Source organism: Filimonas lacunae, assembly GCF_002355595.1.
Taxonomy (GTDB): domain Bacteria; phylum Bacteroidota; class Bacteroidia; order Chitinophagales; family Chitinophagaceae; genus Filimonas; species Filimonas lacunae.
In genome coordinates, this window is the sequence record NZ_AP017422.1 from 4,222,834 (window position 1) to 4,246,731 (window position 23,898).

At 46.2% G+C, this 23,898-nt stretch carries 16 protein-coding genes and 1 tRNA gene; 12 read left to right on the forward strand and 5 right to left on the reverse strand.

All coding sequences use genetic code 11. The annotated features are described in order from the left end of the window. Positions 1–5: 5 nt before the first annotated feature. From FLA_RS16800 to FLA_RS16815, 4 genes are all read right to left on the reverse strand, one after another. A complete protein-coding gene (locus tag FLA_RS16800) occupies positions 6–1,814 on the reverse strand; it encodes a RagB/SusD family nutrient uptake outer membrane protein (protein WP_076381503.1) in 1,809 nt (602 codons plus the stop codon). 27 nt (positions 1,815–1,841) lie between these two features. After that, on the reverse strand, positions 1,842–5,384 hold the full coding sequence (locus FLA_RS16805) for a TonB-dependent receptor (protein WP_084206450.1): 3,543 nt from the start codon (positions 5,382–5,384) through the stop codon (positions 1,842–1,844). 42 nt (positions 5,385–5,426) lie between these two features. Next, a complete protein-coding gene (locus tag FLA_RS16810) occupies positions 5,427–6,608 on the reverse strand; it encodes a FecR family protein (RefSeq protein WP_076381502.1) in 1,182 nt (393 codons plus the stop codon). A gap of 90 nt (positions 6,609–6,698) precedes the next feature. Then, positions 6,699–7,289 carry an RNA polymerase sigma factor gene (locus FLA_RS16815; RefSeq protein ID WP_084206449.1) on the reverse strand — a complete coding sequence of 197 codons (591 nt, stop codon included), beginning with the start codon at positions 7,287–7,289 and terminating at the stop codon, positions 6,699–6,701. 151 nt (positions 7,290–7,440) lie between these two features. Here FLA_RS16815 and FLA_RS16820 point away from each other — a divergent pair, with 151 nt between their 5' ends. The 12 genes from FLA_RS16820 (at position 7,441) to FLA_RS16880 (ending at position 23,125) form a co-directional block, all read left to right on the forward strand. Beyond that, the gene (locus tag FLA_RS16820; RefSeq protein ID WP_231940276.1) at positions 7,441–7,824 is read left to right on the forward strand and encodes a VOC family protein; all 384 of its coding nucleotides are present in this window, start codon (positions 7,441–7,443) and stop codon (positions 7,822–7,824) included. A gap of 175 nt (positions 7,825–7,999) precedes the next feature. Then, entirely contained in the window at positions 8,000–8,425 is a 426-nt protein-coding gene (locus FLA_RS16825; RefSeq protein WP_076381500.1) for a winged helix-turn-helix transcriptional regulator, read from the forward strand. A 121-nt stretch (positions 8,426–8,546) separates the two neighbouring features. Beyond that, complete coding sequence (gene fabF, locus FLA_RS16830; RefSeq protein WP_076381499.1) at positions 8,547–9,788, forward strand: beta-ketoacyl-ACP synthase II; 1,242 nt, start codon at positions 8,547–8,549, stop codon at positions 9,786–9,788. A 182-nt stretch (positions 9,789–9,970) separates the two neighbouring features. Continuing rightward, entirely contained in the window at positions 9,971–11,068 is a 1,098-nt protein-coding gene (locus tag FLA_RS16840) for an SGNH/GDSL hydrolase family protein (RefSeq protein ID WP_076381497.1), read from the forward strand. A gap of 387 nt (positions 11,069–11,455) precedes the next feature. Beyond that, entirely contained in the window at positions 11,456–12,301 is an 846-nt protein-coding gene (locus tag FLA_RS16845) for an HmuY family protein (protein ID WP_076381496.1), read from the forward strand. Between the two features lie 23 nt (positions 12,302–12,324). Then, positions 12,325–13,485, forward strand: a complete 1,161-nt coding sequence (locus FLA_RS16850; RefSeq protein ID WP_076381495.1) for a hypothetical protein — start codon at positions 12,325–12,327, stop codon at positions 13,483–13,485. Then, entirely contained in the window at positions 13,485–14,498 is a 1,014-nt protein-coding gene (locus tag FLA_RS16855) for a hypothetical protein (RefSeq protein ID WP_076381494.1), read from the forward strand. The genes FLA_RS16850 and FLA_RS16855 overlap by 1 nt, the downstream gene beginning before the upstream one ends. A gap of 9 nt (positions 14,499–14,507) precedes the next feature. Then, a complete protein-coding gene (locus FLA_RS16860) occupies positions 14,508–15,710 on the forward strand; it encodes a hypothetical protein (protein WP_076381493.1) in 1,203 nt (400 codons plus the stop codon). A 9-nt stretch (positions 15,711–15,719) separates the two neighbouring features. Beyond that, complete coding sequence (locus FLA_RS16865; protein WP_084206448.1) at positions 15,720–18,095, forward strand: TonB-dependent receptor; 2,376 nt, start codon at positions 15,720–15,722, stop codon at positions 18,093–18,095. Between the two features lie 200 nt (positions 18,096–18,295). Next, positions 18,296–19,378, forward strand: coding sequence for an RICIN domain-containing protein (locus FLA_RS16870; protein WP_076381492.1), 1,083 nt, complete (start codon positions 18,296–18,298; stop codon positions 19,376–19,378). A gap of 159 nt (positions 19,379–19,537) precedes the next feature. After that, positions 19,538–22,963, forward strand: a complete 3,426-nt coding sequence (locus FLA_RS16875) for a gliding motility-associated C-terminal domain-containing protein (RefSeq protein ID WP_076381491.1) — start codon at positions 19,538–19,540, stop codon at positions 22,961–22,963. Between the two features lie 79 nt (positions 22,964–23,042). Then, positions 23,043–23,125 (forward strand) — tRNA-Tyr (locus FLA_RS16880). Between the two features lie 59 nt (positions 23,126–23,184). Here FLA_RS16880 and FLA_RS16885 read toward each other — a convergent pair. Then, positions 23,185–23,895 carry a lycopene cyclase domain-containing protein gene (locus tag FLA_RS16885; protein ID WP_076381490.1) on the reverse strand — a complete coding sequence of 237 codons (711 nt, stop codon included), beginning with the start codon at positions 23,893–23,895 and terminating at the stop codon, positions 23,185–23,187. Positions 23,896–23,898 lie beyond the last annotated feature (3 nt).

Here is a 23,898-nt window from a genome sequence, read left to right on the forward strand (position 1 = left end):
AAATGTTAATAACCGTACTGATTGCTTAACGAACCCTGTGCAGCAGTAATTACCGAACCATGCAGCGGCAACACGTATCGTACAGGCGTTTGACCCGTGTTATCGGTATAACCCCGCCATTGCCACAGGTTGTAGTTGGCCGGGCTGTTGGTGGTAGTATTCCATAAACCGCGCATCCACGTGGTTTTGATACTATATTCAGCCGGCACAGCACCAGTGTATTTCTGAAAGCGGTTTAAGAAAGTAACACTCTTATCGGCGTTTCTTTTCGCATACAGATAATCCGGCAAATTGGAATAAGTGCCTACACCTGCCACCGCATCTTGTCCCATCTGGTTTAACAGGTTACGGGTATCTGCTATTTTCCGGCTATACAGGTTCCAGCGCACCAGGTCAAACTTCCTGATCATTTCACCGCCCAGCTCCCAGGCACGTTCATTTACAATAGCATTGAAGAAACCCACTTTGCCCGATGCCTGTGTAGCAAGATAATTTTCTACCTTCTCGCCCCATTGCGCTACCGGAAAAGCGCGTTGTCTTACTTTACGTAAGGCATCTTTCGCTATTTCCGTAGGACCATTTAATTCATTCTCGCTTTCTGCCAGCATCAGCAACACATCTGCGTAACGCATCAGCGGCCAGTTAATGCTGGTACCCTTGGCCGATGCAGGACCTAACGGGGTAGGCACCAGTATGCGGTTCCATTTGTTGATGGTAATAGAGGTTACGGCTACCGGGGCCTGCGCCAGGGTATCGTTATAACTGATGAGCGAGCAGGTGGCCGGCAAACGCAGATCGGTAGTATCGAACGAGTAATAATAGCTTGGGGCAAAACCGAATTGTATGGTAGTAGAACCAAAAGAATGGTAACTTGTACCATTGGTTACCCCCACCCCTGTACACCAACCTACATCACCATATCCCGGAGGATAGGCCACTTCATACAATATATCATCGTTCACCGGTTTAATGTATTTGTTCTCATTCATAAACACGGTAGCAAAATCTGTCAGCGCCCTTGGCTTCAGCTCTACCAGCTTTTTACAGTAGGTGTTCGCTATTTTGTAATAATCCAGATAATCTTCTTTGCGCTTCATTTCCATATCCGGATACAGCCAGTAACCACCACGCATCAGTGCCAGGCGGGCAATCAACGCGGTTACAAATTCGCGGTTGATAATTTCAATGCCGTTTGTCAGCTGATCGGCCCATTGCATTTTAGGTTCAATCGCTATCAGGTCATTGATTAAAAAAGTAAGTATAGAATCGCGGCCGGTACGTGGCAGGTAAAAATTATCGCCGGCACGCGAAGGCTTGGTATTCAAAGGCACATCGCCCCAGTGATGCATCAGCAGCATATACCAGTAAGCACGCAGGGCTTTTACTTCGCCCAGCATATTCAGGTAATTGACATTATTAGGTGCTTTAGGCAACGCTATGGTAGTTAAGCCGTATTCACACTCATTGGCCCGGTTAATAGCACTATAGGCATTGTTCCATACCGTAAGCAAATCGGCATTGGAAGTAGTGGCTTCAAACGACCACAGATCTCTTCTGGCCCCATCGGGCGAAGCGCCTACTGTCAAACCCACTTCTACATCGGTATTACCAGCAAACAAAGTAGACACGCGCGACGTAAATGCATCCTGGTTAAACAGGGCATATACCATATACACCGACTTACGGGCGTCTGATTCGGAGCTGAACACATACTCCTCGGGAAAGCGGGAAGGCGAATCGGATTCCAGGAATTTTTTACAGCCCCCCAGCAGCAGCGCTGCCATCACTACCCCTATATATATCGAACATTTCATGATAAACGAATTAAGGCTTTGGAAGAATTAAAAGGTTACGTTCACACCCACGGTATACGATCTGCTTTTAGGATAAGCGCTGTAATCCACACCCGGTGTCAGCTGGCTGTAGCCGCTGCTGCGCGTGGTGCTCACTTCCGGATCGTAGCCGCTATAACCGGTGATAAGAAAGGCGTTATACACTGTGGCATACACACGTAGCTTGGTCATATAAATAGCCTTGATCAGCTTAGACGGTACGGAGTAACCGATAGAAAAAGTATTTAACCGCAGGAATGAACCATTTTCCACAGCCCAGGAATGGAAATAAGGCGAAGCCGTGCCCATAGAAAAAGGCGACCATATTTTAGGATTGGGATTTAAAGCCGCCAGCTGTTTCAGATCTGTTACCAGCTCGCCTGCACTATTGATATAATGGAAACGGTTGTCATAGTTAGAAGTGTTCAACATGTTACCATAGCTGGTACGGTACAACATGTTAAAGGATATTTTACCGGTGTTATATACACTATTGCCATATACCCAGTTAAAGAAAGCAGTGACATCAAAACCTTTATAAGAAGCACTTACGCCAAACCCGCCGGTAGCTTTAGGCAATGCGTTACCTATTACCTTGCGATCGGCGGCAGTGATATCACCGGAATCATCCAGGTCTTTCAACTTCAAGGTACCCGGCCTTACCCCAATACCACCCAGGTCGGCAGAAGGCACACCGCTTTTTAAAATATACTTGCGGGTAGAAGCATCGTAAGAATCAAAATCATCCACCGAGTACATGCCATCTGTTACATAGCCATACATTAAGCCGATGGTTTGGCCTACATACAGGCGGTAATCATCCTGGCTTTTTAAATCCGTACCTGCCCAGTTACTGTTGAACAATCTTTCATCCACCCCATCCAGCTTATCAATTCTGGCCCTGTTAATACCGATGTTAAAGTTCAGCTCCACATTTAAATCCTTCTTCGATACAACGGTAGCATTCAAAGCCAGCTCAATACCCCTGTTGCTGGTTTGGCCAATATTACGCTGTTGCGTAGGGAAGCCGGTAGTAGGCGGTATAGCCGACTGCACCAGCAGGTCTTTGGTAGTGTTATGATAAAAATCCAGCGTACCGTTTACTTTGTTAAACAGGGTAAAGTCTAAGCCAATGTTACGGGTAATGGTGGTTTCCCATCTTACATCAGGGTTGGTCAATTGCGAGCTGGCATAGGTATAATACGGATTGGCTACATCTCCTGCACCATAAGGTCTGGTAACGCTTGGCGTAAACAACACCCGCCATTGATCAGAGCTGATATTGTTATTACCCGCTACACCATAACTGGCCCGCAGTTTTAAATCGGTGATAAAGGTGAAATTCTTCATGAAGTCCTCCGAAGAGATACGCCATGCCGCAGAAGCTGCCGGAAAGGCGCCCCATTGTTTGCCGGGAGCAAAACGAGTGCTGCCATCATAACGAATGGTAAAGTTTAATATATACTTCTTCTGAAACTGGTAAATAGCCTGACCAAAGAAAGAAGCAGTTTTATCGGCCGCCATTTCTGTGGTGGTATGCTGATCCTGTGTGCCCAGGCTCATAGTGGCAAACAGCTTTTCGGGTAAGATATCCGCATTGAAATATTTAGCACGGTTATATTCTTCAAAGCCTTTGTTGCGCGAAAGTATTTCCTGCCCTAACAATACATTCAAATCGTGATTGGCATTCTTTTTCACGGCCACACGCAACGTGTTGGTAAGGCGGTAATCTTCTGTTTGTGTTTGGGTAATTTCACCCATAGGCAGGTTACCTCCTTCGTTACGGGCAGTGCTGGTAAGCGGGCCATAGTAACGGCGGTTTTGTGCATAACTAAGGCCATAACTGGCTTCTGTGCGATACGTAATGCTTTTATTAATATTCCACGACAAACCGGCGTTGAAGCTAAACAAGCGCCCGGTTCTTTTGCGGTAATCCTGATCGGTTAATTTCAGCGGGTTTACCAGGCTGGATAAAAACTGTTCATAATCATCGCCGGCACCGGGATCTATGATCACCATATCCGCAATACCATTTACCGGCCTTGTGGTAATACCATCGCCAATTCTAAAGTTAGAGCTGCCCGAAGAACCCGCACCATTGATAATAGTGTTGGTATAACGCATAGCCATATCAAACTTCAACGCTTTGGAAATTTCGTGGTTCAGCTTGAAGTTGAGGTAATATCGTTTGAAGTTATTGCTGGCAATTAAACCCGCTTCTTTGTTGTGGGTAAAGTTGAGCGCCACCTTTGTTTTATCGTTACCGCCGGTAAGGCTTACACTGTTCTGTTGTGAGTAAGACGGGCTGCCATACAATTGCTGTTGCCAATCGGTGCCCTTCTGGTATTTATACAATTCCAGGTCTTCATAATCACCAAAGTACTTGGTAAAATTATCTACATCCGTCTGGCTTTTCAAACGCGCATACTCATACTGCGCCAACACAAATTCGTAGGGCGATAACACTTCCAGTTTCTTTGGCAGTTGCCGGGACTGCATAAAACCATTGTAATTAATAGAAGTTTTACCCCCCTTCGCACTTTTGGTAGTGATGATGATAACGCCGTTAGCACCTGCTGCACCATAGATTGCTGCAGTAGCTGCATCTTTCAGAATATCAATGGTAGCAATATCTGCCGGGGCAATATCATTGATGCTGTTTACCCTAAAACCATCTACTATATATAACGGATCGTTACTGCCTGTGATGGAACCACCACCGCGCACCCGTATCACTACCTCTGCACCGGGCTGTCCATCCACCGTAGTTACCTGCACGCCGGGCAAACGGCCGGTAAGCGCTTCCGCTGCACTTGATACCGGAATTTTTTCCAGTTGCGCCCCGCTTAACGAAGACACAGTACCCGTTAAATCTTTTCTTTTCACCGCCTGGTAGCCAATCACCACCACATCCTCCATACTCTTATTCATTTCTTCCAACGCTACCGTAACAGGTACTTCCTGTGTAACAGCTATTTCTTTTACCTGGTAGCCGATGTACGATACCACCAGGGTAGCCGGCAGTTTGCTGATAGTTAATGCAAAGTTGCCATCTGCTTTGGTAAGCACTTTGGCAGTACCGCCTTTTTCATGCACACTGGCCCCCAGTAAAGGCTCTTTGTTAACGTTAATGATGTTGCCGTTGATCACTATCGGAGGGGGGGCCTTGGTGGCCTGCAAAGCCGGCGTGGCAGCGTTTTTCTTTTCTTTTACCACAATGGTTTTCTCTACTATGGAAAAAGTAAGTGGCGCCTGTTCAAAGCAGGCAGTTAATGCTTTTTCTAAAGCTTCGTTGTTAACGGTAACTGTTACAGGAGGTAATTTTTTCACAAAGCCTTCCGGGTAAAAAAAGGTATAACCCGTTTGCCGGGTAATATCCTGGAATATGGTTTCCAGCTGTTGCCCCTTTGCATTCAGGGTTACTTTCTGGGCTAAGCCCGGCGCAATACCTGCCAGCAATAGCAATACAAACAAGGTGGCAGTACGCAAACGGCAAGCAGTGGCCCGCCGGCATTGCAATGGCAATGCACGCTCACAAGCAATCGGTTCCATAATGTAATCTCTGGTTTAAATCATTTATAACAGTGTATCTGTTTACTGTGGCTGCACCAGCACAGATTTTCCATGAATGGTAAATTTTACAAGTCCCGTTAGTTCCAGTATATGCAGCAGCTGTTCTGCATTTACGTTGCGCGAAATCTGTCCTGAAAACACTTCTGTTATGCCGCCCTTATATTCAAAGTCAATATCGTACCATCGTGCCGCCTGTCGAAGTATTGCTTCCACCGAAGCGCCTTTAAATTGAAAACGCCCGTTTTTCCAGGCCATCACCTCTTCTACATCTACGTGACTGTTCAATTTACTGCTACCGGCCGGATATGCTACCAGTTGCTGGCCTGGCTTCAGCTGTGTGTTGCTGTTACCGTCTCCTATACGCACACCGCCTTCCAGCAATGTGGTGCTGATCCCTGCTTCATCGGCATAGGCATTGATGTTAAACGAAGTGCCCAGCACTTCTACATCCACCCTGCCGGTTTGCACATGAAAAGGCATGCCCGTATTCTGTGCTACTTCAAAATAGCCCTCGCCTGTTAGCTCCACACGACGCTCTTTGCCGGAAAATGCTGCCGGAAAACGCAGTGCAGATGAAGCATTCAGCCACACCTTTGTGCCATCGGCCAGCACCAGCTGGTACTGCCCGCCTTTAGGCGTGGCAATAGTATTGTATGCCATAGCTGTACCGGCATCCTTGCCATGATAAGCTATACGGCCATCCTCCAGCTTTATTACAGTCACCTTTCCCTGCGTAGCCAGCTGTCCGCTACCAGCACTGTCCAGCACAATAGTACTGCCATCTGCCAGTGTTAACAATGCCCTGTTGCCGCCAGGCGCTATACTATCTTTATTATTTTTTGTATGCTTTGCCAACGATTTGCTTTCGCCATTACCTGTAGTTTGCCACCACCAGTAACCTCCTCCGGCCAGTAACAACACCGCTGCCGCTACTGCCAGCCTTTTCCCTATCCGGAACAGCTTGTTATCGGCAGGTTCATTCCCTGCTATCTGCTGATGCAATTGCTGCTTTATTTGCAGTAAAGCAGCAGTATCAGGCACTTTTGCATGCACTCCACTTTCCAGCTCTGCATCTATCAGCTGCACCAGTTCACCCAGGTGTTCCGGATTGTCCAGCATCGCTTTCAGCTGTTGCCGTTCGTTCTCCTGTAACGTTCCTTCCAGGTATTTATTTAATAATTGCCGGAATGTATTTCCACTCATATGGTAAACAATAACAGCCTTGTAATAATTCGTCTGCTATTAAAGACGCAACGAATGTTTCAAGAGGGACAAGCTTTGAAAAATATTTTTTTAATAGCACAATAGAGAGATGCATAATAATGGTACGTCGTAATGCGAACGCAAAAAGGTGCGTACAAAATGCAAAGCCCGGGAGATGTTTTTTTTAGCCGCTTCCCGTGTAACCTGCATGCGCGCAGCCACTTCGTCATGGCTCAACCCCTGCTCCCTGCTAAGCAGGTAAGCTTTTTGTTGCTGTTGCGGTAACATTTGCACAGCTGCCGTTACCATACGCGACAAATCGCGATGCCGGCAGGTATAATCCGGAACATACCCCACATCTTCCAGCTCCAGGGTATCGGTAGCCATACTCACCTGTAATTTTTTGCGCAGCGCACTGATAATATGATTTCGGGCAACAATAAACAGATAGGAACGGAAATGGGTAACCGCTGTTAAATCGGCTCTTTTCTCCCATATTTTCATAAACACTTCCTGCACAATATCCTGTGCTTCCTGGGTGTTTTTAACGTACACCAGCGCCTGTGAATAAATATTATTTCCATATTTATCCAGCAGCATGGCAAAAGCAGGTTCGCTACCCTGCGCCAGTTGCTCCAGCAATATTTTTTCATCCGGAAAGGTCATATGGCATGACTTCATTTTCAAAGCGTTGTGCAGTGAGACAACTCTTTGTGCAATCGGTTACACTTTGCATAAATAATACATTTTATATTAATCCCCAAATAAAAGCATGACCATACATGGCAGCCGATTTGCAGCATACCCGGTGAACCATAAAAACAAGGAGGCGATGATGTTAACAAGCAGTAAAGCGTTCAGTAGTTTCAGTACCGGAAATATTACTGAAGCCAAGCACTTTTATGGCCATTTGCTGGGCCTGAACGTGCACGATGGCATGGAGGGAATCCTGGAGCTAAACCTGGTGGGCGGCCACCGGGTAATTATTTACCCTAAACAAAACCATGTGCCTGCCACCCATACCGTATTAAACTTTGTGGTAGCCAATGTTGAGCAGGCGGTAGATCAGTTGAGCCAACTGGGCATTGAAACCGAAAAATACCAGGAAGAAGGATTTGTAACAGATGAGAAGGGCATTTTCCACGGCGGCGGCCCTAAAATAGCCTGGTTTAAAGATCCGGCGGGCAATATACTGTCTTTATTAGAAGAAAAGTAAAAGGGCTGGTTCAGCGGCCAGCCCTTCCAATTCACCTTTTCTTTCGGACTAAAAACGGACAAAAACTTAATCCAATTGAATTGCCAGTAAATCTTTGAAGTGAATATAAGTAATTTATACAAATAAAAAACGTCTGCCCTTTCCTATAAATAAAGGAATTTTTATTTTTGCGGACATGAAGACCATTCAACCACGCTCAGATTGTCCTATTAGCTTCTCCCTGGATTTCCTGGGCGATAAATGGACGCTGATTGTGCTGCGTGATCTGCTGTTGTTTGGCAAGAAAACATATTCTGAATTCCTGGCCTGCAACGAAAAAATTGCCAGTAATATACTGGCCAACCGGCTTGCCACCCTGGAACAGTATGATTTTGTAACCAAACAGGTGTCTCCCGACAATAAATCCAGCTATCTGTATATTGCCACCGCCAAAGCCATAGACCTGGTGCCCATACTGATAGAAATGATCTCATTTGGCTTAAAACATAACACTGTAGGCGATACCTACCAGCTAAAACCCTTATTGAAAGACAAAGCCGCCAGTATTCTATATTACCAGTCACAACTGAAAAAAGAGCTGAAGAAATATACAGCACTATAACTCCCCCTGCTGTTAGTGAAAAGATAAAAGCTATTGCAATTTGCAACAACCACCCTACCTTTGAACTTTCAAACAGCAACAACTTTATTCTTAAAAACAACCACAGGCAAACACAATCTTTATGAAAAGGGTAGTAATCACCGGTATGGGGGCCATCACTCCACTGGGCAACAATGTAAATACCTTCTGGACGGCCCTGGTAGCAGGCAAAAGCGGAGCAGCCCCTATTACACATTTTGATGCATCGCTGTTTCGCACTCAATTTGCCTGTGAGGTGAAAGGTTTTGACGCTTCGACCCTGCTGGACAAAGCCGAGGTAAAACGAACAGACACATTTACCCAATATGCACTGGCTGCGGCAGAAGAAGCCATTAAAGACTCCGGCTTTGACGTGAAACAGATGGACCCGTTTGATGTGGGCGTTATCTGGGGCTCGGGACAAGGCGGTATGGAAACTTTTGAGCAACAGGTTACTGAATATGCCACCGGCAACGGGCAACCCCGGTTTAGCCCGTTCTTTGTGCCTAAGATGATCCCTAACATGGCTTCGGGTATGATCTCTATCCGCTATGGTTTCATGGGTATTAACTATACCACGGTATCGGCCTGCGCCACCTCCAATACGGCCATCATGGATGCGTTTAACTACATCCGCCTTGGCAAGATGAAAATAGCCGTAACAGGTGGTTCTGAAGCCCCGGTTACCCCTGCATCAGTAGGTGGTTTCAGCGCCATGAAGGCGATGTCGGCCCGCAACAACGCTCCTGCCGAAGCTTCCCGTCCTTTTGATATAGACCGAGATGGCTTTGTTATTGGCGAAGGCGCTGGTGCTTTGATATTAGAAGAATATGAACATGCCGTTAAAAGAGGAGCACGCATTTATGCAGAAGTAACTGGCGCCTCTATGACTGCCGACGCCTATCATATGACAGCCACCCACCCGGAAGGCCTGGGTGCAGCCAAAGCGATAGAACTGGCGTTACAGGAAGCCGGCATTACGATACAGGATGTAGATTATATAAACGTACATGCTACTTCTACCCCGGTAGGTGATTTGTCTGAAATCAATGCCATATCCCGCATTACCGGAACGGCCCCTTCCCCTTTTATCAGCTCTACCAAATCCATGACCGGTCACCTGCTGGGCGCTGCAGGCGCTATTGAAGCTATCGCTTCTATTATGGCTATTCAGCACCAGGTAATTCCACCTACTATTAATACCACCGTATTAGACCCCGCCATACCTGGCAATATGCGTATTGTAACGGGAGAAGCAATAGAAACGCCGGTGTCAGTAGCAATGAGTGATACATTTGGCTTTGGAGGACATAATAGCATTGTGGTGTTTAAAAAGTTTGTATAACAGTATTTTTGTTACACATCATAAAAGAGCCGCCTTGTATATAACAGAGCGGCTCTTTTATATACATAACAGCCCCAATACCTGCTAATAGGTGTATTTTCTTATCCATTCCTTGAATTAAATTATCCGAAGCTTGGTTTTGGTTGCAAACCGGTGCATTTTGAGCTTCTAAATCTTCCAATGTGAGAATTACTAAGTCGATTGCTTTACTGGGATGCCTGCTATACAGTAATCCTGGTGCAGCCCGTATCCCTGCCAATGATACTTTGTTAGCCAGGCAGCTACACCCCATAGGCCGTACCTTGTTAAATACAAGCAAACAGTTAGAACTGGTTACCTCTGCCGCGCATTTCGGTGTTAGTTTTACCGGTAGCACCTGTACCGTGTATGTGAAAGCGGATAATCCGGACGGTTACAACTACCTGCAATACGAGCTGGATGGTGTGTATCAGAAACGCATACGTGTAGAAGGCAAGCCTACAGCTCCTATTATTATTAACGCCCCCATAGGTGGCAAGCACCAGGTATGGATATATAAGGCCACAGAAGCACATACCGGAGCGCTGGTATTTAGTAAAATAGTAGCCGGCAACATCAAAGCGCTTACGGTGCCACTGCAGCCCCTTATTGAATTCATTGGCAACAGCATTACCTGCGGCGCAGCGGCTGACGCATCCGAAATACCCTGCGGCAGCGGGCAGTATCACGATCAGCATAATGCTTACAAAGCCTATGGCCCATCTGTAGCCCGCATGCTCTATTGCAACTATATTGTTTCCAGTGTAAGTGGTATAGGCATCTACCGCACCTGGAACCGGGAAAGCCCCAATATGCCACAGGTATATGACAACCTCGATTTTCAGGTGAACAGTACCCGTAAATGGAACCATGCCACTTACCAACCTAAGATCATCAGCATAGCCCTTGGTACAAACGACTTGAGCCATGGCGATGGATCGGCGCGGGAAGCTTTTGACAGCACCCGTTTTATTTCCGCTTATGTACAGTTTATACAACACATTAAACAATATCACCCGGATGCACAGATAGCTTTGCTATCAAGCCCGATGGTGAAGAACGCCGAAGGGGCACTTTTACAACGCTGCCTTACTGCTATTAAAAACCAGGTAGACGCTTTATACCCTTCCGGTAAAAAAGTAGCCGTGTTCTTTTTTACTCCCCTGGAGCCGCATGGCTGTACAGGGCACCCCGATGTGGCCGACCACCAGATAATGGCTAATGAGCTGAAACCTTTTTTTAAGCGACTGTTAGGCTCATAAAAACACCCTACTTACCAGCTGCGCCAGTAAACAGGCGCAGCTTTTTTATGCCCTCTACTACCTGTTACGAAATCAGGAAATATTCATTGCAGGAAAAGTATAACAGAAATCCACAAAAGTACAACACCCGCTAAATTCCCCTATCGAAACAACACAAAAAGTCAATTTTAACAGCAGTTTTTTTATACAAAAAATTAATAATGCATTTTCTCTTCTCGTAAAGTGTAGCATCCCGTAATGCACTAATCTTGCACCTCCATTTACTCCGCTTTGGCCTGTGTCATCAACAGGCTTTCTTCAGCAGTTATTAAAACACAACAAACATTGTATGCAACGCAGGCAAGCACGCGTGTATATAAGTAAACAATAAACGATTTCATTACAACTATGAAATTTAAAACGGCAATGGGCATTGCAGCAGCAGTATTGCTGAGCAGCTCGTGTGGTAAAATATATGATGTAAACGGCATGGACTGGCAGCCTGACACGCCGCCCAGTGATTCTGTTTTTAACCGGGAGATTCAGATATTGAACCTGGGTGCGCATTTGCCGGAAGGGCATGTGCCTGCTGATGATGAAGACCCGATGTTCTTTAGCCTGGAGAAATTCAACTCTGTGGCTATCGGTTACCGAAGCACCGACCGCTGGGATATTGCTTTCAGCGGGTATTACCGCACTGAAATTTCCGCCAACAATGGCACTAAACAAGGCTTTGGCTATGGCACCTCTGCTATAGGCGGAATAGCGTGGCTGGATGCAGGCTTTGATGAGGTGACAGATATACCTGACGACAGCCAGTTTACTTATCCCGGCTTATCCGGCCTGGATGACCAGGGAGCTTTTGGCAAGCCAGGCGGCCATATTTTATATACCTTCTTTGGCAACCAGCTACGCCCGGATATTATGAAAGACGACAATAGCGCCGACCCTGCTGTTCAGGCTAAAGTAGACTCGTACAAGCATATGATGTATTGCCTGTCGCAGGAACTGGTAAATATGTTTAAAGATGTGTATCCCTTAAAACCACGCACATTGATCATTAAAACAGCAAAAGGCAATTTTGCCAAACTGGAAACCCAAAGTATATACCAGGACATTATGAATCCTATGGATATGCACCGGGGCAACGATGTACATTATCCTGTATATAGTTTCCGTTACGTAATCATACCGGCATCTGAACGCCGCTTTGGTTTCCAGATTACCAGGCCTAAGCTTACTGTTAAACTGTAAATCATTCTACAACATATATACTAATGAAACAACAATCAACCGGGTTTGCATCATGGTTACTGCTTATGCTGCTACTTCCCCTGCTGGGATTCGTGTTTTCCTGCAAAAAAACAGAAAACATCCCCTACGATCGCCTATCCAATAATACGATACAGGAATATAAGGTTACCAACATTCCCGACACCGTATACGGCGCTATTGACAACATTAAAAACACCATTACCTTATATATCCCTTACTATGTAGGCATAGACTATATAGTTCCGGCCATAACCATTGACAAAACTTCCCAACTGTTAGATGCTTCGGGAAAAGTTATTAACCTGGATGGCGGCATTGCCCCTGTGCCTGTAGACACCACAGGGTATACCTACACCGTTAGGAGCAGCGATAGTGTAAAGCGTACTTACACACTGGTAATAGAAATAGCACCCAGTGCTGAAAACCTGAAAGCAGGCTTTGGATTAGTGAGCGGCACAAGCACTATTGACACCGCAACTGCTGTTCAACGCAATATCAATGGCCGTATGGCCATCTATGGCAACTTTGGCAGCACCAGCACCAATGTAAAGTTCACCTTTACCAACCAGGCTACCGGTAAAGAATACACTAATATATTTAAACCTTACAACGTTACCCCTGGCGCCAATTATTACACCATGCTGGTGGATATTGATGCCAATGCAGACAGTGGCTACTACAAAGTAACTATGAAGCACCAGGGCCGTACCACCCAGTTGCCTGGTATTCACCTGGTGTATAACAAACCCCTGTTTGCCAATGTAAAATCATTATCGGCCTATGCTGCCGGCGATACGCTTACGTTTACCGCAAACGGATTAAGCACTACAGATAAAAGCAACGGTGTTATCACCGGTTTAAAAAGGGCCTATATGATGTTCTGGAAAAGCGGGTTTACTTATAGCGGCGTTTACCCTGCCACCTTCCCCGACAGTTTATGGGGGCAGAAGCTGGAAATGAAAATCATCAGCTGGAACCGCACCCAGGTAAAAGTGGTGTTTCCGGAAATACCCGCAGGCGCCGTAGGCTCTTACCAATGGGCAGTAAAACTGGATAAACCAGGTATCGGGTTCTATTTTGATTTTGATGACAGCACCGGATGGGGCATTGACAACCCGCTTTCTAACACCGGACTCTATTTCACCGTTAAACCTAAGCAATAATGAAATTTACTACACATATACAAAAACAAGCGCTGGCGCTAGCTGTAGCAGTGGCCACCCTGCTTACGGCTTGCTCTAAAAAGGAATACAATTACGAGAAAATGCCTTATAAGGATATAGCATCCTTTAAGCTGGTAGGTTATACAGGTGATAGCATCAACGCTGCCATTAACAAAGACACCTTGATTGTTTACTGGACAGCAGAAGCACCACAACCTGCTACTATCAAACCAGTGATTGCCGTATCGGAACGCGCTACTATTTCACCTGCGTCTGGCGCAGAAGTAGCCTTCAGCGAAAAAACCATCTATACCGTAACGGCCGAAGACGGATCGCAACACAAGTACTACCTGAAACCGGTGCTCCATCAACCTGTTCCGGTGATTATATCCATCAACACCACCAGTCTTCAATGGATCGCTGATGCCACATTAACCGTAACCGGTGAATACTTCCTGGCAGGTGACACTTCGGATGTGCATGTTTATGCCCAACGCATAAGCGATGGTTATGAATTTGATATGCCTATTGACTACAGCACCATTACTATGACCGGCATAACAGCCAGCCTGCCCGCTTACAACAATATGCAGGATACAGGATTGCATAGAATTCGTGTAAAGATTGGCAACCGGGTATCGGAAGAAAAGACCATCAACATCCGTTTTCCCGATATCAATTTCAATGGCATGATACACTTTTCATTTCCGCAAGCAGGACAGCATTTAGCTGCCGGAGATAGTATGACCATTAAATTCTGGGACGACTATAATGGAAACGTTACCAAGTGGTATGCTAAAAAATTCCAGAAAATATTGCTGGAAAACCTGGTGTTTAATTTTGAAGATCTGGCACAAACAGACAGCACCATCAGATTTAAACTGCCGGAGACTCCCATTAACAGATGGCCATTCTATCCCACTATTTATTATATCACTCCTTTCTTCGGCCTTTATAATATAAGCGTATTTCCCACCGCAGACCAATTACCTATTCTGTCGGTTAAACAGTAACAGAAGTTGATGCAACATAAATTTTATATAGCCGTAAGCATTTGTATAATGCTTACGGCTTGTTACAAACAGGAAGACAACAGCGTAAATTACGAAGACCAGCACAGTACCGTTATTTACAACCTGGCCGGCGACACGCTGGCCAGTGATGGTTGGGAAAACACCTACGAAACGGGCGACACCTATATCAGGCAACATTATTACAATGCTACCTGGACCGACTCAATACGCATTACTCCCTGGGGTAACGAAAAAATAAACGCAGCATTGCATGTGGATGGCAATACGGAAGCAGCCATTACCTGGCTACCTGCTGCCACTACGCACCCTGCTACCCCGCATGAAAACGAAGCCTATAGCAACACAGCAGATAACAGAGACTATATTTACCGCAGCGGTGCCTGGTACCAGTTGAGTATAGAACCTTACCGCAAAGAGAACGATAGTCTTTTCATCAACTGGGTGGGCTATGCTAAAACCCCACCGGCCAGTCCGGTTGTTGACTGGGCATATGGTGATAGCGATAACCAACGGGTATACCGCTATAATGGGAAAGCCTGGGTAATGATGGTGAACATGGCCAACTACCGCAGCAATACAAAATTCATACAGGTACAATACAGCCGTAGCGGTAAAGAAAGCGGCAAGTACAATATATTCCTGTATCGCTTCAGCGATAAAAAGCAGCAATTCATACGCGACGGAGCGGATAGCGCGCGCTACCTGAAAACCAGCGACTGGGACATTGCCTTTACCGATAATTTCAACAGCATCATCTGGCTGAATAATGCAGGCTACGCCAAAAATCCCGGGTATGGCAGTCCGCTTACCAAAACATCGCTGGTGATGTATGAATACGGTTATGACTTTATGAGCGAAGCCCCGGCCGACAGTGTATTTGATGCCGTACCGGCCAGTAATATGCAAATAGGTTTTGCTTCGGAGTTTGGAACAGGCGTCAATGCCTGGTACGAATACAGTACCACCACCCACCTGGCGCAACCTTATCCCTACCGGGCCTACTACCTGCGTTTACAGGAAATAAACCCGGCTACCGGCCAAAGCACTTATAAGTATGGCAAGCTGCAACTCATCAGCATATATAAAGGCGCGCCGGAAGTGGTAACCGATTACAACTGGCCTTCGCCTTATTTTACTTTCCGCTACTATATACAGCCGGATGGCAGCCGCAATTTGAAAACAAAACAGTAAGCCCGAACCATGATATCCCGATTGATGAAAGTGACCATAGTGCTGATGCTTTGCTTCACCGCCCTTACACGCATACAGGCACAAACCACCACCCTGCAAGGCAACATTACCGATGCAGAAGGCAACAGGTTACCTGGTGTAACGGTAACACTACAGCCATCCGGTAAAACCACCACTACCAATAACAGGGGTGTATATGTGTTTACAGGCGTTGCACCCGGCACCGTTATGATCACCGCCCATATGATGGGCTACGCTGTTTATACCGATACAGTCAATGTTAAAGCTGGCAGCTATATACATCATATGCAATTGCGCACCAGCAGTAACAACCTGCAACGGGTAGCCGTAACCGGCAACGCCAAAGGAAACGCAAATGCCGAAAGCCTTATTAAAATAGAGAACAGCATTATGCCGGTGACTATTGTAGATAAGCGCACGATTGAACTGATGGGCAGCCGGCGATTAGACGAGGTGCTGAAAGAACAAACCGGCGTGGCTATTGTAAATGATATTGGCGGCGGCTCGCGATCGATAGGCGTACAAATGCAGGGCTTTGGCAGCGAGTATGTGATGGTGCTGATTGACGGGCAGCCTATGATTGGACGCAATAGCGGCAACTTTGATTTATCGCGCATTAGTGTGGCCAATATAGAAAGGGTAGAAATTACCAAGGGTGCAGCTTCTAACCTCTATGGCGGCGATGCATTGGGCGGCACTATCAATATCATTACCAAGCACAATGTTACCAGCACTCAGGCTATGGCAGCCGTAAGCTATGGCAGTAACCAGACAGCTGATATTTCGGCAGAAGCCGAAACCCCGGTGCTGCAAAAGAAAGGAAGCCTTGCGTTAAGCACCAACTATTACCATACCGGTGGCTTTAACACCAGCACAGGCACCATCAAAGGCACAACCGCTCCTCCTTACAACAACTATGCTGCACAGGGACGCTTTCGCTACCGTTTTAACGATAACAACCTGCTTAGCATCAGCGGCCGTTTTGGTTTGCGCCGCAGCTTTATGACCAAAGATTATGGCGCCAGCTACATTACCAAAGATGTGCTGGACGAAAAAGACCTGAACCTAAGTGCAGCATTCGACCATCACTTCAACAGCCGCTGGCGCAGCATGACACGGTATTATTTTACCCGTTACACTGCTGACATGAGTATTGCCATTACCCAGGGCGACAGTGTGAGCCAAACCGTATTTGGGCAAACCCTGCACCGGGCAGAGCAACAGGTTTCTTACACACTCAATAAACAACTGGATGTAGTAGGCGGTATTGGCGGCAACCTGGAACATATAGATCAGAACCTGCTTACCAATATCAACAGCATTAAATCTTACTTCGGCTACACACAAGCCAACTGGCGTCCGCTACAGCAACTGGAGCTTACTGCGGGGTTGCGTTATGACCATATTGTTGCCTACGGCTGGCGGCTGGACCCCAGCATGGCCCTACAATACAAAGTGCTTCCCGGCCTTAGCCTGAAAGCAGCCTATGGAACAGGCTTTAAAGCGCCTGATATGAAAAAGCTGTACCAGGTGTTTTACAATCCCTCTTACAACTATATGGTGGTGGGCAGTTCTGTAATACGCAACATTATTAACCAGATGCTGGCTGCCGGGCAAATTGGCAAATATGAACTGGAGCCTGTGTATGATGAAATTAAAGGTAAAATGCTGCTGGCAGAAATGAGCAAATCGTACAACCTGAGCATACACTGGGAAACACTGCAACAACGCCTGCAGCTGGAAGGCGGCGTGTTTTACCACAACATCACCAACCAGATAAACCCGGTTTTAATTGGCACCGACATCAACAACCGTGCATTATACTCTTACCGCAACAACGCTAAAGCGTATTATAAAGGTGTGGAAGCTTCGGTGCGGTTTACGCCTGTTACCGCCCTTACCATCAGCGGTGGCTATCAATACCTGGTGGCTAAAGACAAAACCGTAGAGCAGGAAATAAAAGAAGGCGGAAAGTATTATACACCGCTGTTCGATCCTGCCACCGGGTACGTGAACTACCACCCTACTGCTAAAGATTACTGGGGCATTGAAAACCGTTCCCGTCACATGTTCAACACGCATGTATTTTATACTTACCGTCCCTGGGATGCCAGCGTAAACGTAAGGGTGAACTACCGTGGCAAATATCCTTTCAGTGACAAGAACAACAATGGCTATATCGATCGATTTGATACGTTTGTAAAAGGCTACTATCTGCTCAACGCCGGCGTGGAAAAGAAACTGATACACCGCCGTTTATCTCTAAGGTTTACAGCGGAAAACCTGTTAAACTTTATTGATCCCAAAGTGCCTTCACAACCCGGAAGGGTGTTTTTTGCCGGTGCCACGTATCATTTTTTATAATGGCATTATTATAACCAGATACATCCCTCATCCTGCTTATAGGCAGGTAAAACATCAGCGGCGTGCCGCTGATGTTTTTTTATCCTCTCGCTTAATTTAACCCCTACATTGTAAGAATTTACCCATGCAGCTACTGCTGGCTGCACGCTATCTTCAACGGGCTAATACCAGCATATAATCCATTTAAACAAAAACCTTTTATGAAAAACAAAACAGGCACTACACGCATCTTTGCACTTTTCTGTATTGTTATTATCACCAGCAACACCTCCTGTAAGAAAGAAGACACCAGCCCTACAGCTACAACAACGCCTGCCAGCACAACTGTTCCGCATTCGGCAGCTAAAGTACCTGGTAACGAAACGTTACTCACCGCCGGCAATGGCACTTTTATTATTGTAAACCGCAAAAGCGGCAAACCACTGGATGTGTCAGGGCAATCTACCGCCAATGGCGCCAAAGTATTGCAATGGAGCGGCAATGGCGGTACCAATCAGCGATGGACATTAACACAACTTACCGGTGGATATTACTCTATTGTTGGCGTACAAAGCAGTAAGGCCCTGGAAATAGCTTCTGCCTTAACTACCAACAATGCCAACACGGACATATGGACTTATAGCAGCGGCACCCACCAACAGTGGCAGTTTACCAGTCTTGGTAATGGCTATTACCGTATCATTAACCGCAACAGTGGCAAAGACCTGACTGTAGCGGGCCAGTCAGTCAATGACGGCGACAGCATTCAACAGTATGATTACCTGGGCGTTGAAAGTCAGCAATGGGCATTACTACAAGCCACTTTCAGCGGCCAGCTTGGCTGGACACTTACTACCACCGGCGTACCATCAGATGTACAAACCCGTATCACCGCGGCTATGAACGGGGCAGTAGCACGCTACAACGCCAATGCCAACTGGCCTGCACGCACGCTTACCGTGGAGTACAACACCGGTGTGGCCACCGCCGATGGCAGCACCAGTGGCAATATCCGCTTTGGCGCCAGCTCCAGCTATCAAACCATACGCACGGCCATGCATGAAATCGGGCACACCTATGGCGTAGGGATTTCCAGTGGCTGGACCGCCAACATTTCGGGCGGCTATTTTGTAGGCACCAATGCCGTGGATATGCTGGCTACTTTTGATGGCCCCGGCGCTATTATTTACACAGGTGGCGGACATTTCTGGCCATACGGCTTAAACTACGAAACAGAGTGGAGCGAAACCAATGGTTACCGGCATGTGAAGATAGTAGCCGCCATGGTTTCGGACGGCATGTAAACATTCACGGATAAAGCAACCCGCCCCTAAAGTGTTATGAATACATATTATTCATAACACTTTTTTAATGTATAAATTTCCGTACCAATGCTTCCCTTAAACACATGTGTAATATCAAAAACTTATTATATCAAAATATAATTCGTTACCTTCCCTCCCATGTCCCGGACATCACTCAACCCTTATGCGCTGATTTTCATAGCAGTTATTCTATTTCCGCTGTATGCAGCCGCCCAATTACAAATTGTTCAGGTAAATAGCACTGTTAGCACCTGCGCCAATAACGGCACTATTACCGTAAACGCTACCACAACAGCACCTCCGTTGTTGTATAGCCTTATCAGCGGCCCGTTTACCTCCCCCACACAAACTACCGCCACATTCAGCTCGTTACCGGCAGGTACTTATATGGTGCAGGTTTCAGATGGCGCTTTGCAAACACAAACACAAAGCATTACGGTACCCGGCAACTATTTGCAGCCCGACTTTCGACCTGTTGTTATCCATCCCTATTGTATCGGAAGCAGTGATGGCATCATCATTGGCAACAGAATATGGAATACCGGCAATGCACCATTTACCTGGCAATTGATTGCACCTTCACCTGTAACCACTGCCCCGCAGGCATCCGATACCTTTTCTCAGTTACCAGCCGGCAATTATACCATACGTCTATCCGATGGCTGTGGTGGTTTTCGCACACAGGTAGCTACGCTTACCAATCCACAACCCAGCAATATTACCATATACGCTCCACCGAGAATTAAAATGAAGGGGTGCGATTCGGCATTGGTAACACTTAGTATGCATGCAGATGTGATGCGCTTTCCGTATACCTTCACCTTCACCACCAATGCGGGTAGTTTTACCACCACTACCCCTACTTATATAGACAGCACATCCGGCTGTTGCGGTTATTTTACAGTAGAGCAGATACTAACCCCATTTACCTATGGCGATGATGTACAGGTTACTATTACCGATTACTGTGGCAATGTGTTAACATCGCCCACTTATCATTCCAAATCTTTTACATTTTGCACCTTTCCTACGTATCATTTCAACAACTGTAATTATAACATCAACATCAGCTTTGACCTTAACAATCTGCCCTGCGATAATGGAAGCATGGCCAGCACATCGGTGCAGCCACCGCTCACTTATGTAGTTACAGATATGGCCACTAATACTGTAGCAGATAAAGACACGGTTAAAGGCGTATATGATACGCACGGTTTTTCGTATACCAGTGGCTTTGTCACCCATGATTTAGCTACCGGCAAAAACTATTCTATTGTTATAAAAGACAGTTGCGGCAATACTACAACGCAGCAGTTTTATGTACCGGTTCCGGTAACGCCCCAGCCCGTTATCAACTCTAAAAGCCTTTACCCCAGCGGCTGTAACGATTCCAGCGCCTTTGTGCTGATATCGGCCGACAATTTCAAGAATCAGCCGAGACTGGTGTTGTTATCTGGTCCGGCTTTTATAGGTAGCAGCAAGCCAGGATATGCTTACAGTAGCCCCTACTCCTATCCCGACACCTTTGCTATCAGCGCTGGCGGCGATCCTTATTACCGGTTTGATATCAGTAATTTAACGGTAGGCACGTACCAGTTTAAAGTAATAGACAGTTGCGGATCGGAAGTGTTTGACAGCCTGGTAATACACCCCGCTGATGTTACACATTTTAGTCATCACTTCACCTATAAAAAGGGCTGCCTGGGAAAGAACGAAATACATTATGACATTTCTTTTACCAGCGGCATGATGCATATACGTAACCTCTCTACCGGGGCTGAACAAATACAATACTACAACTCGCAGGACTTTGACCATCCCATTCATGATTCCATGATGAATCTTGCTTCGGGACAATATGAAGTACAATTTACTTACCAGGGATATTTTGGCTCAGGATGGCCAGCCAACGGCAGCACTATTCCCTGCCAGGTAATAACAGACACCATTACTATTGAAGGCTATCAGACACCGGCTATCCATGCCCGCAATTACATACAATGCAAAACCAATACCTACCTGGAAATAATAGCCGACAGCAGTAAAGGGGTACCTCCTTTTTCTTATGAAGTGATTAACGGGCCACAGCTTTTTCCGTTGCAGAACGATAATGTATTTACCACTTCCCTGCCCGGCACCTATACGGTAAGAATATATGATGTATGTGGCAATGCTTCTGCTGCACAGTTTACCGTAAGCGCTATCAGCTTTCCACCTGTTACCCTATTGCCTGCATCCTGCAACAGCACCCGACTTACCCTAGGCGCATCGGCTTATTACAACTATTACTGGAAAGCCCCTGACGGCACTATTTACAATACAGACACGCTCACTATTAGCCCGGTAACACCAGCAGACACCGGCACATATACCATACAAAGAATCACCAACATTAATGGCTGTACCGACACCGCCAATACCACCTACCACCTGCAGGCAGGTAATAGATACGAACAATCACAAAGTATTTGCAACGGCCATTCCATTACAATAGGCAGCCACACTTATACCAGCGCAGGCACTTATTACGATACGCTAACAGGTAGCACAGGCTGCGACAGTATTGTAATACTACACCTGAGCATGCTACCCACCCAACGGGATACGCTGCACCAAAACATTTGCCCGGGAAGCAGCTATCTGTTCAATGGAAAAACTTACAGCGTTGCCGGCACATATAGTGATACACTACCTACTGCCACCTGCGACAGCATAGCCACCCTGGTGCTTTCGGCAAACCTGATCACTAAAGACATTTACGGGCAGATATGTGAGAATAGCTTCTATAATTTCCACGGTAAAGCACTCACCCAGGCAGACATTTATCACGACACCCTGCCCACCGCCACCTGCGACAGTATTGTAACCTTACATTTAAGCGTATTACCCATTAAACACAGTGCAGTGCAGGTTACTTTATGTCCGGAAGAAACCATCACCTTTAACGGGCAGGAAATCAGCGCAGCAGGCACCTATACCGATACATTGCCCACCGCCACCTGCGACAGCATTGTTGTGTTAACCATTACCACCGTTGCCCCCACTATACAGATGAGCGCTACGCCCACCACTATTACCACAGGCGGCAGTGTGCAGCTACAGGCCAGTGACGCAGTAGCCTGGCTGTGGACCAGCAACAAAGCCATGATACAACAACCCACTCAAGCCAGCACCACCGCCGTGCTGGACTCATCGGGATGGATATACGTACAAGCGCTGAGCCGGCCAGATAGTTGCACGCTTACCGATTCGGTGTTTATTACCGTGCTTACGCAAAGCATGTATTGCCAGGATGCTTCTATTTACCTGCCCAGTGCCTTTACGCCTAATAAAGATGGCCTGAACGATGTGTTCAGGATTATAAGCCATAAAGTAACCATAAAAAGTTTCCGGGTATATAACCGCTGGGGCGAACAGGTGTTTTATACCACCGATGCGCAATGTGGCTGGGATGGCTATTATAAAGGCAATATGCTACCAGCATCGTATGTGTATGTGGTGATCTATACCGATTGTATGGGTGAAACCAAAACCACTTATGGCACCGTGGTGCTGATACGCTAATATTTTTTTAGGAAATTATTGGTTTGTAAATCGAATCCCCTATTTTCGCGCCCCGCTTAGGTAGTAAAGCCTTGCAAAAGGGCAGGTTCCAGAGCGGCCAAATGGGGCGGACTGTAAATCCGCTGTCTTTCGACTTCAGAGGTTCGAATCCTCTCCTGCCCACCTCACTGGACAAATGGAAATCACTTTCGTTTGTCCAGTTTTTATTTTTGCTCAAACCCTTATCCAGCGTGTATATTACCATGAGGCATTTGTGCAGTTCGCTTAAAGAAATAGATATTCCATATAATCAGTGTGTAGCCATATACCGCATCTTCTATGGGCACCGTAAGTATGCGGATATTGAAAAAAGTAGCTGGATTATAATTTACAATGGGCTCTTCCAAACCGGTGCCTGTTAACACCCCGTTTACGATAAAAAAGGGAATCAATAAAAGGGTGTATACGCAGGATATTTCAACAATCCAGCTTACCCTTGCTATAAACTGCAGGTAAAACAGGCTGGCAGCAGCTACCAGGAAGGTAACAAAAGGATATATTTTACCTGTACAGCTGGCAGTTATCACCAGGCATGCAAATATCCCGATGAGGGTGAAATATTGCTGAAACCTGGCCGTATACTTAGGCAACCGCCAGTGCTTTTGAATAACAAACCAGGTGAACAGGCACGAAAAAGGAATACATATAAAAAAAAGCCATTCTTCTATGGGCAACCCCAGCAAACGAATGCCTAAAAGATAACGATCATTGAACCACCATACGCCCGCTTTGGTAAACCAGGCATCCCATATAATAAAGGGAATAGCTACTATAATACTTGACTTAATATAGGGAAGAAAATAATGATTAAAATGTATTTTAGGATGAAAAGAAAAAATAAAGCAAAAGATTACTGTTAAAAAATTAACCAGCAGGTACGTATAATGCGCCATTCT

Coding starts and splice junctions, on each gene's coding strand:
- FLA_RS16845 (WP_076381496.1), top strand. CDS start 11,456: ATGAAATTTAAAACGGCAATGGGCATTGCAGCAGCAGTATTGCTGAGC.
- FLA_RS16810 (WP_076381502.1), bottom strand. CDS start 6,608: ATGAGTGGAAATACATTCCGGCAATTATTAAATAAATACCTGGAAGGA.
- FLA_RS16815 (WP_084206449.1), bottom strand. CDS start 7,289: ATGAAGTCATGCCATATGACCTTTCCGGATGAAAAAATATTGCTGGAG.
- FLA_RS16850 (WP_076381495.1), top strand. CDS start 12,325: ATGAAACAACAATCAACCGGGTTTGCATCATGGTTACTGCTTATGCTG.
- FLA_RS16825 (WP_076381500.1), top strand. CDS start 8,000: ATGAAGACCATTCAACCACGCTCAGATTGTCCTATTAGCTTCTCCCTG.
- FLA_RS16855 (WP_076381494.1), top strand. CDS start 13,485: ATGAAATTTACTACACATATACAAAAACAAGCGCTGGCGCTAGCTGTA.
- FLA_RS16805 (WP_084206450.1), bottom strand. CDS start 5,384: ATGGAACCGATTGCTTGTGAGCGTGCATTGCCATTGCAATGCCGGCGG.
- FLA_RS16860 (WP_076381493.1), top strand. CDS start 14,508: ATGCAACATAAATTTTATATAGCCGTAAGCATTTGTATAATGCTTACG.
- FLA_RS16885 (WP_076381490.1), bottom strand. CDS start 23,895: ATGGCGCATTATACGTACCTGCTGGTTAATTTTTTAACAGTAATCTTT.
- FLA_RS16875 (WP_076381491.1), top strand. CDS start 19,538: ATGTCCCGGACATCACTCAACCCTTATGCGCTGATTTTCATAGCAGTT.
- fabF (WP_076381499.1), top strand. CDS start 8,547: ATGAAAAGGGTAGTAATCACCGGTATGGGGGCCATCACTCCACTGGGC.
- FLA_RS16800 (WP_076381503.1), bottom strand. CDS start 1,814: ATGAAATGTTCGATATATATAGGGGTAGTGATGGCAGCGCTGCTGCTG.
- FLA_RS16820 (WP_231940276.1), top strand. CDS start 7,441: ATGATGTTAACAAGCAGTAAAGCGTTCAGTAGTTTCAGTACCGGAAAT.
- FLA_RS16865 (WP_084206448.1), top strand. CDS start 15,720: ATGATATCCCGATTGATGAAAGTGACCATAGTGCTGATGCTTTGCTTC.
- FLA_RS16870 (WP_076381492.1), top strand. CDS start 18,296: ATGAAAAACAAAACAGGCACTACACGCATCTTTGCACTTTTCTGTATT.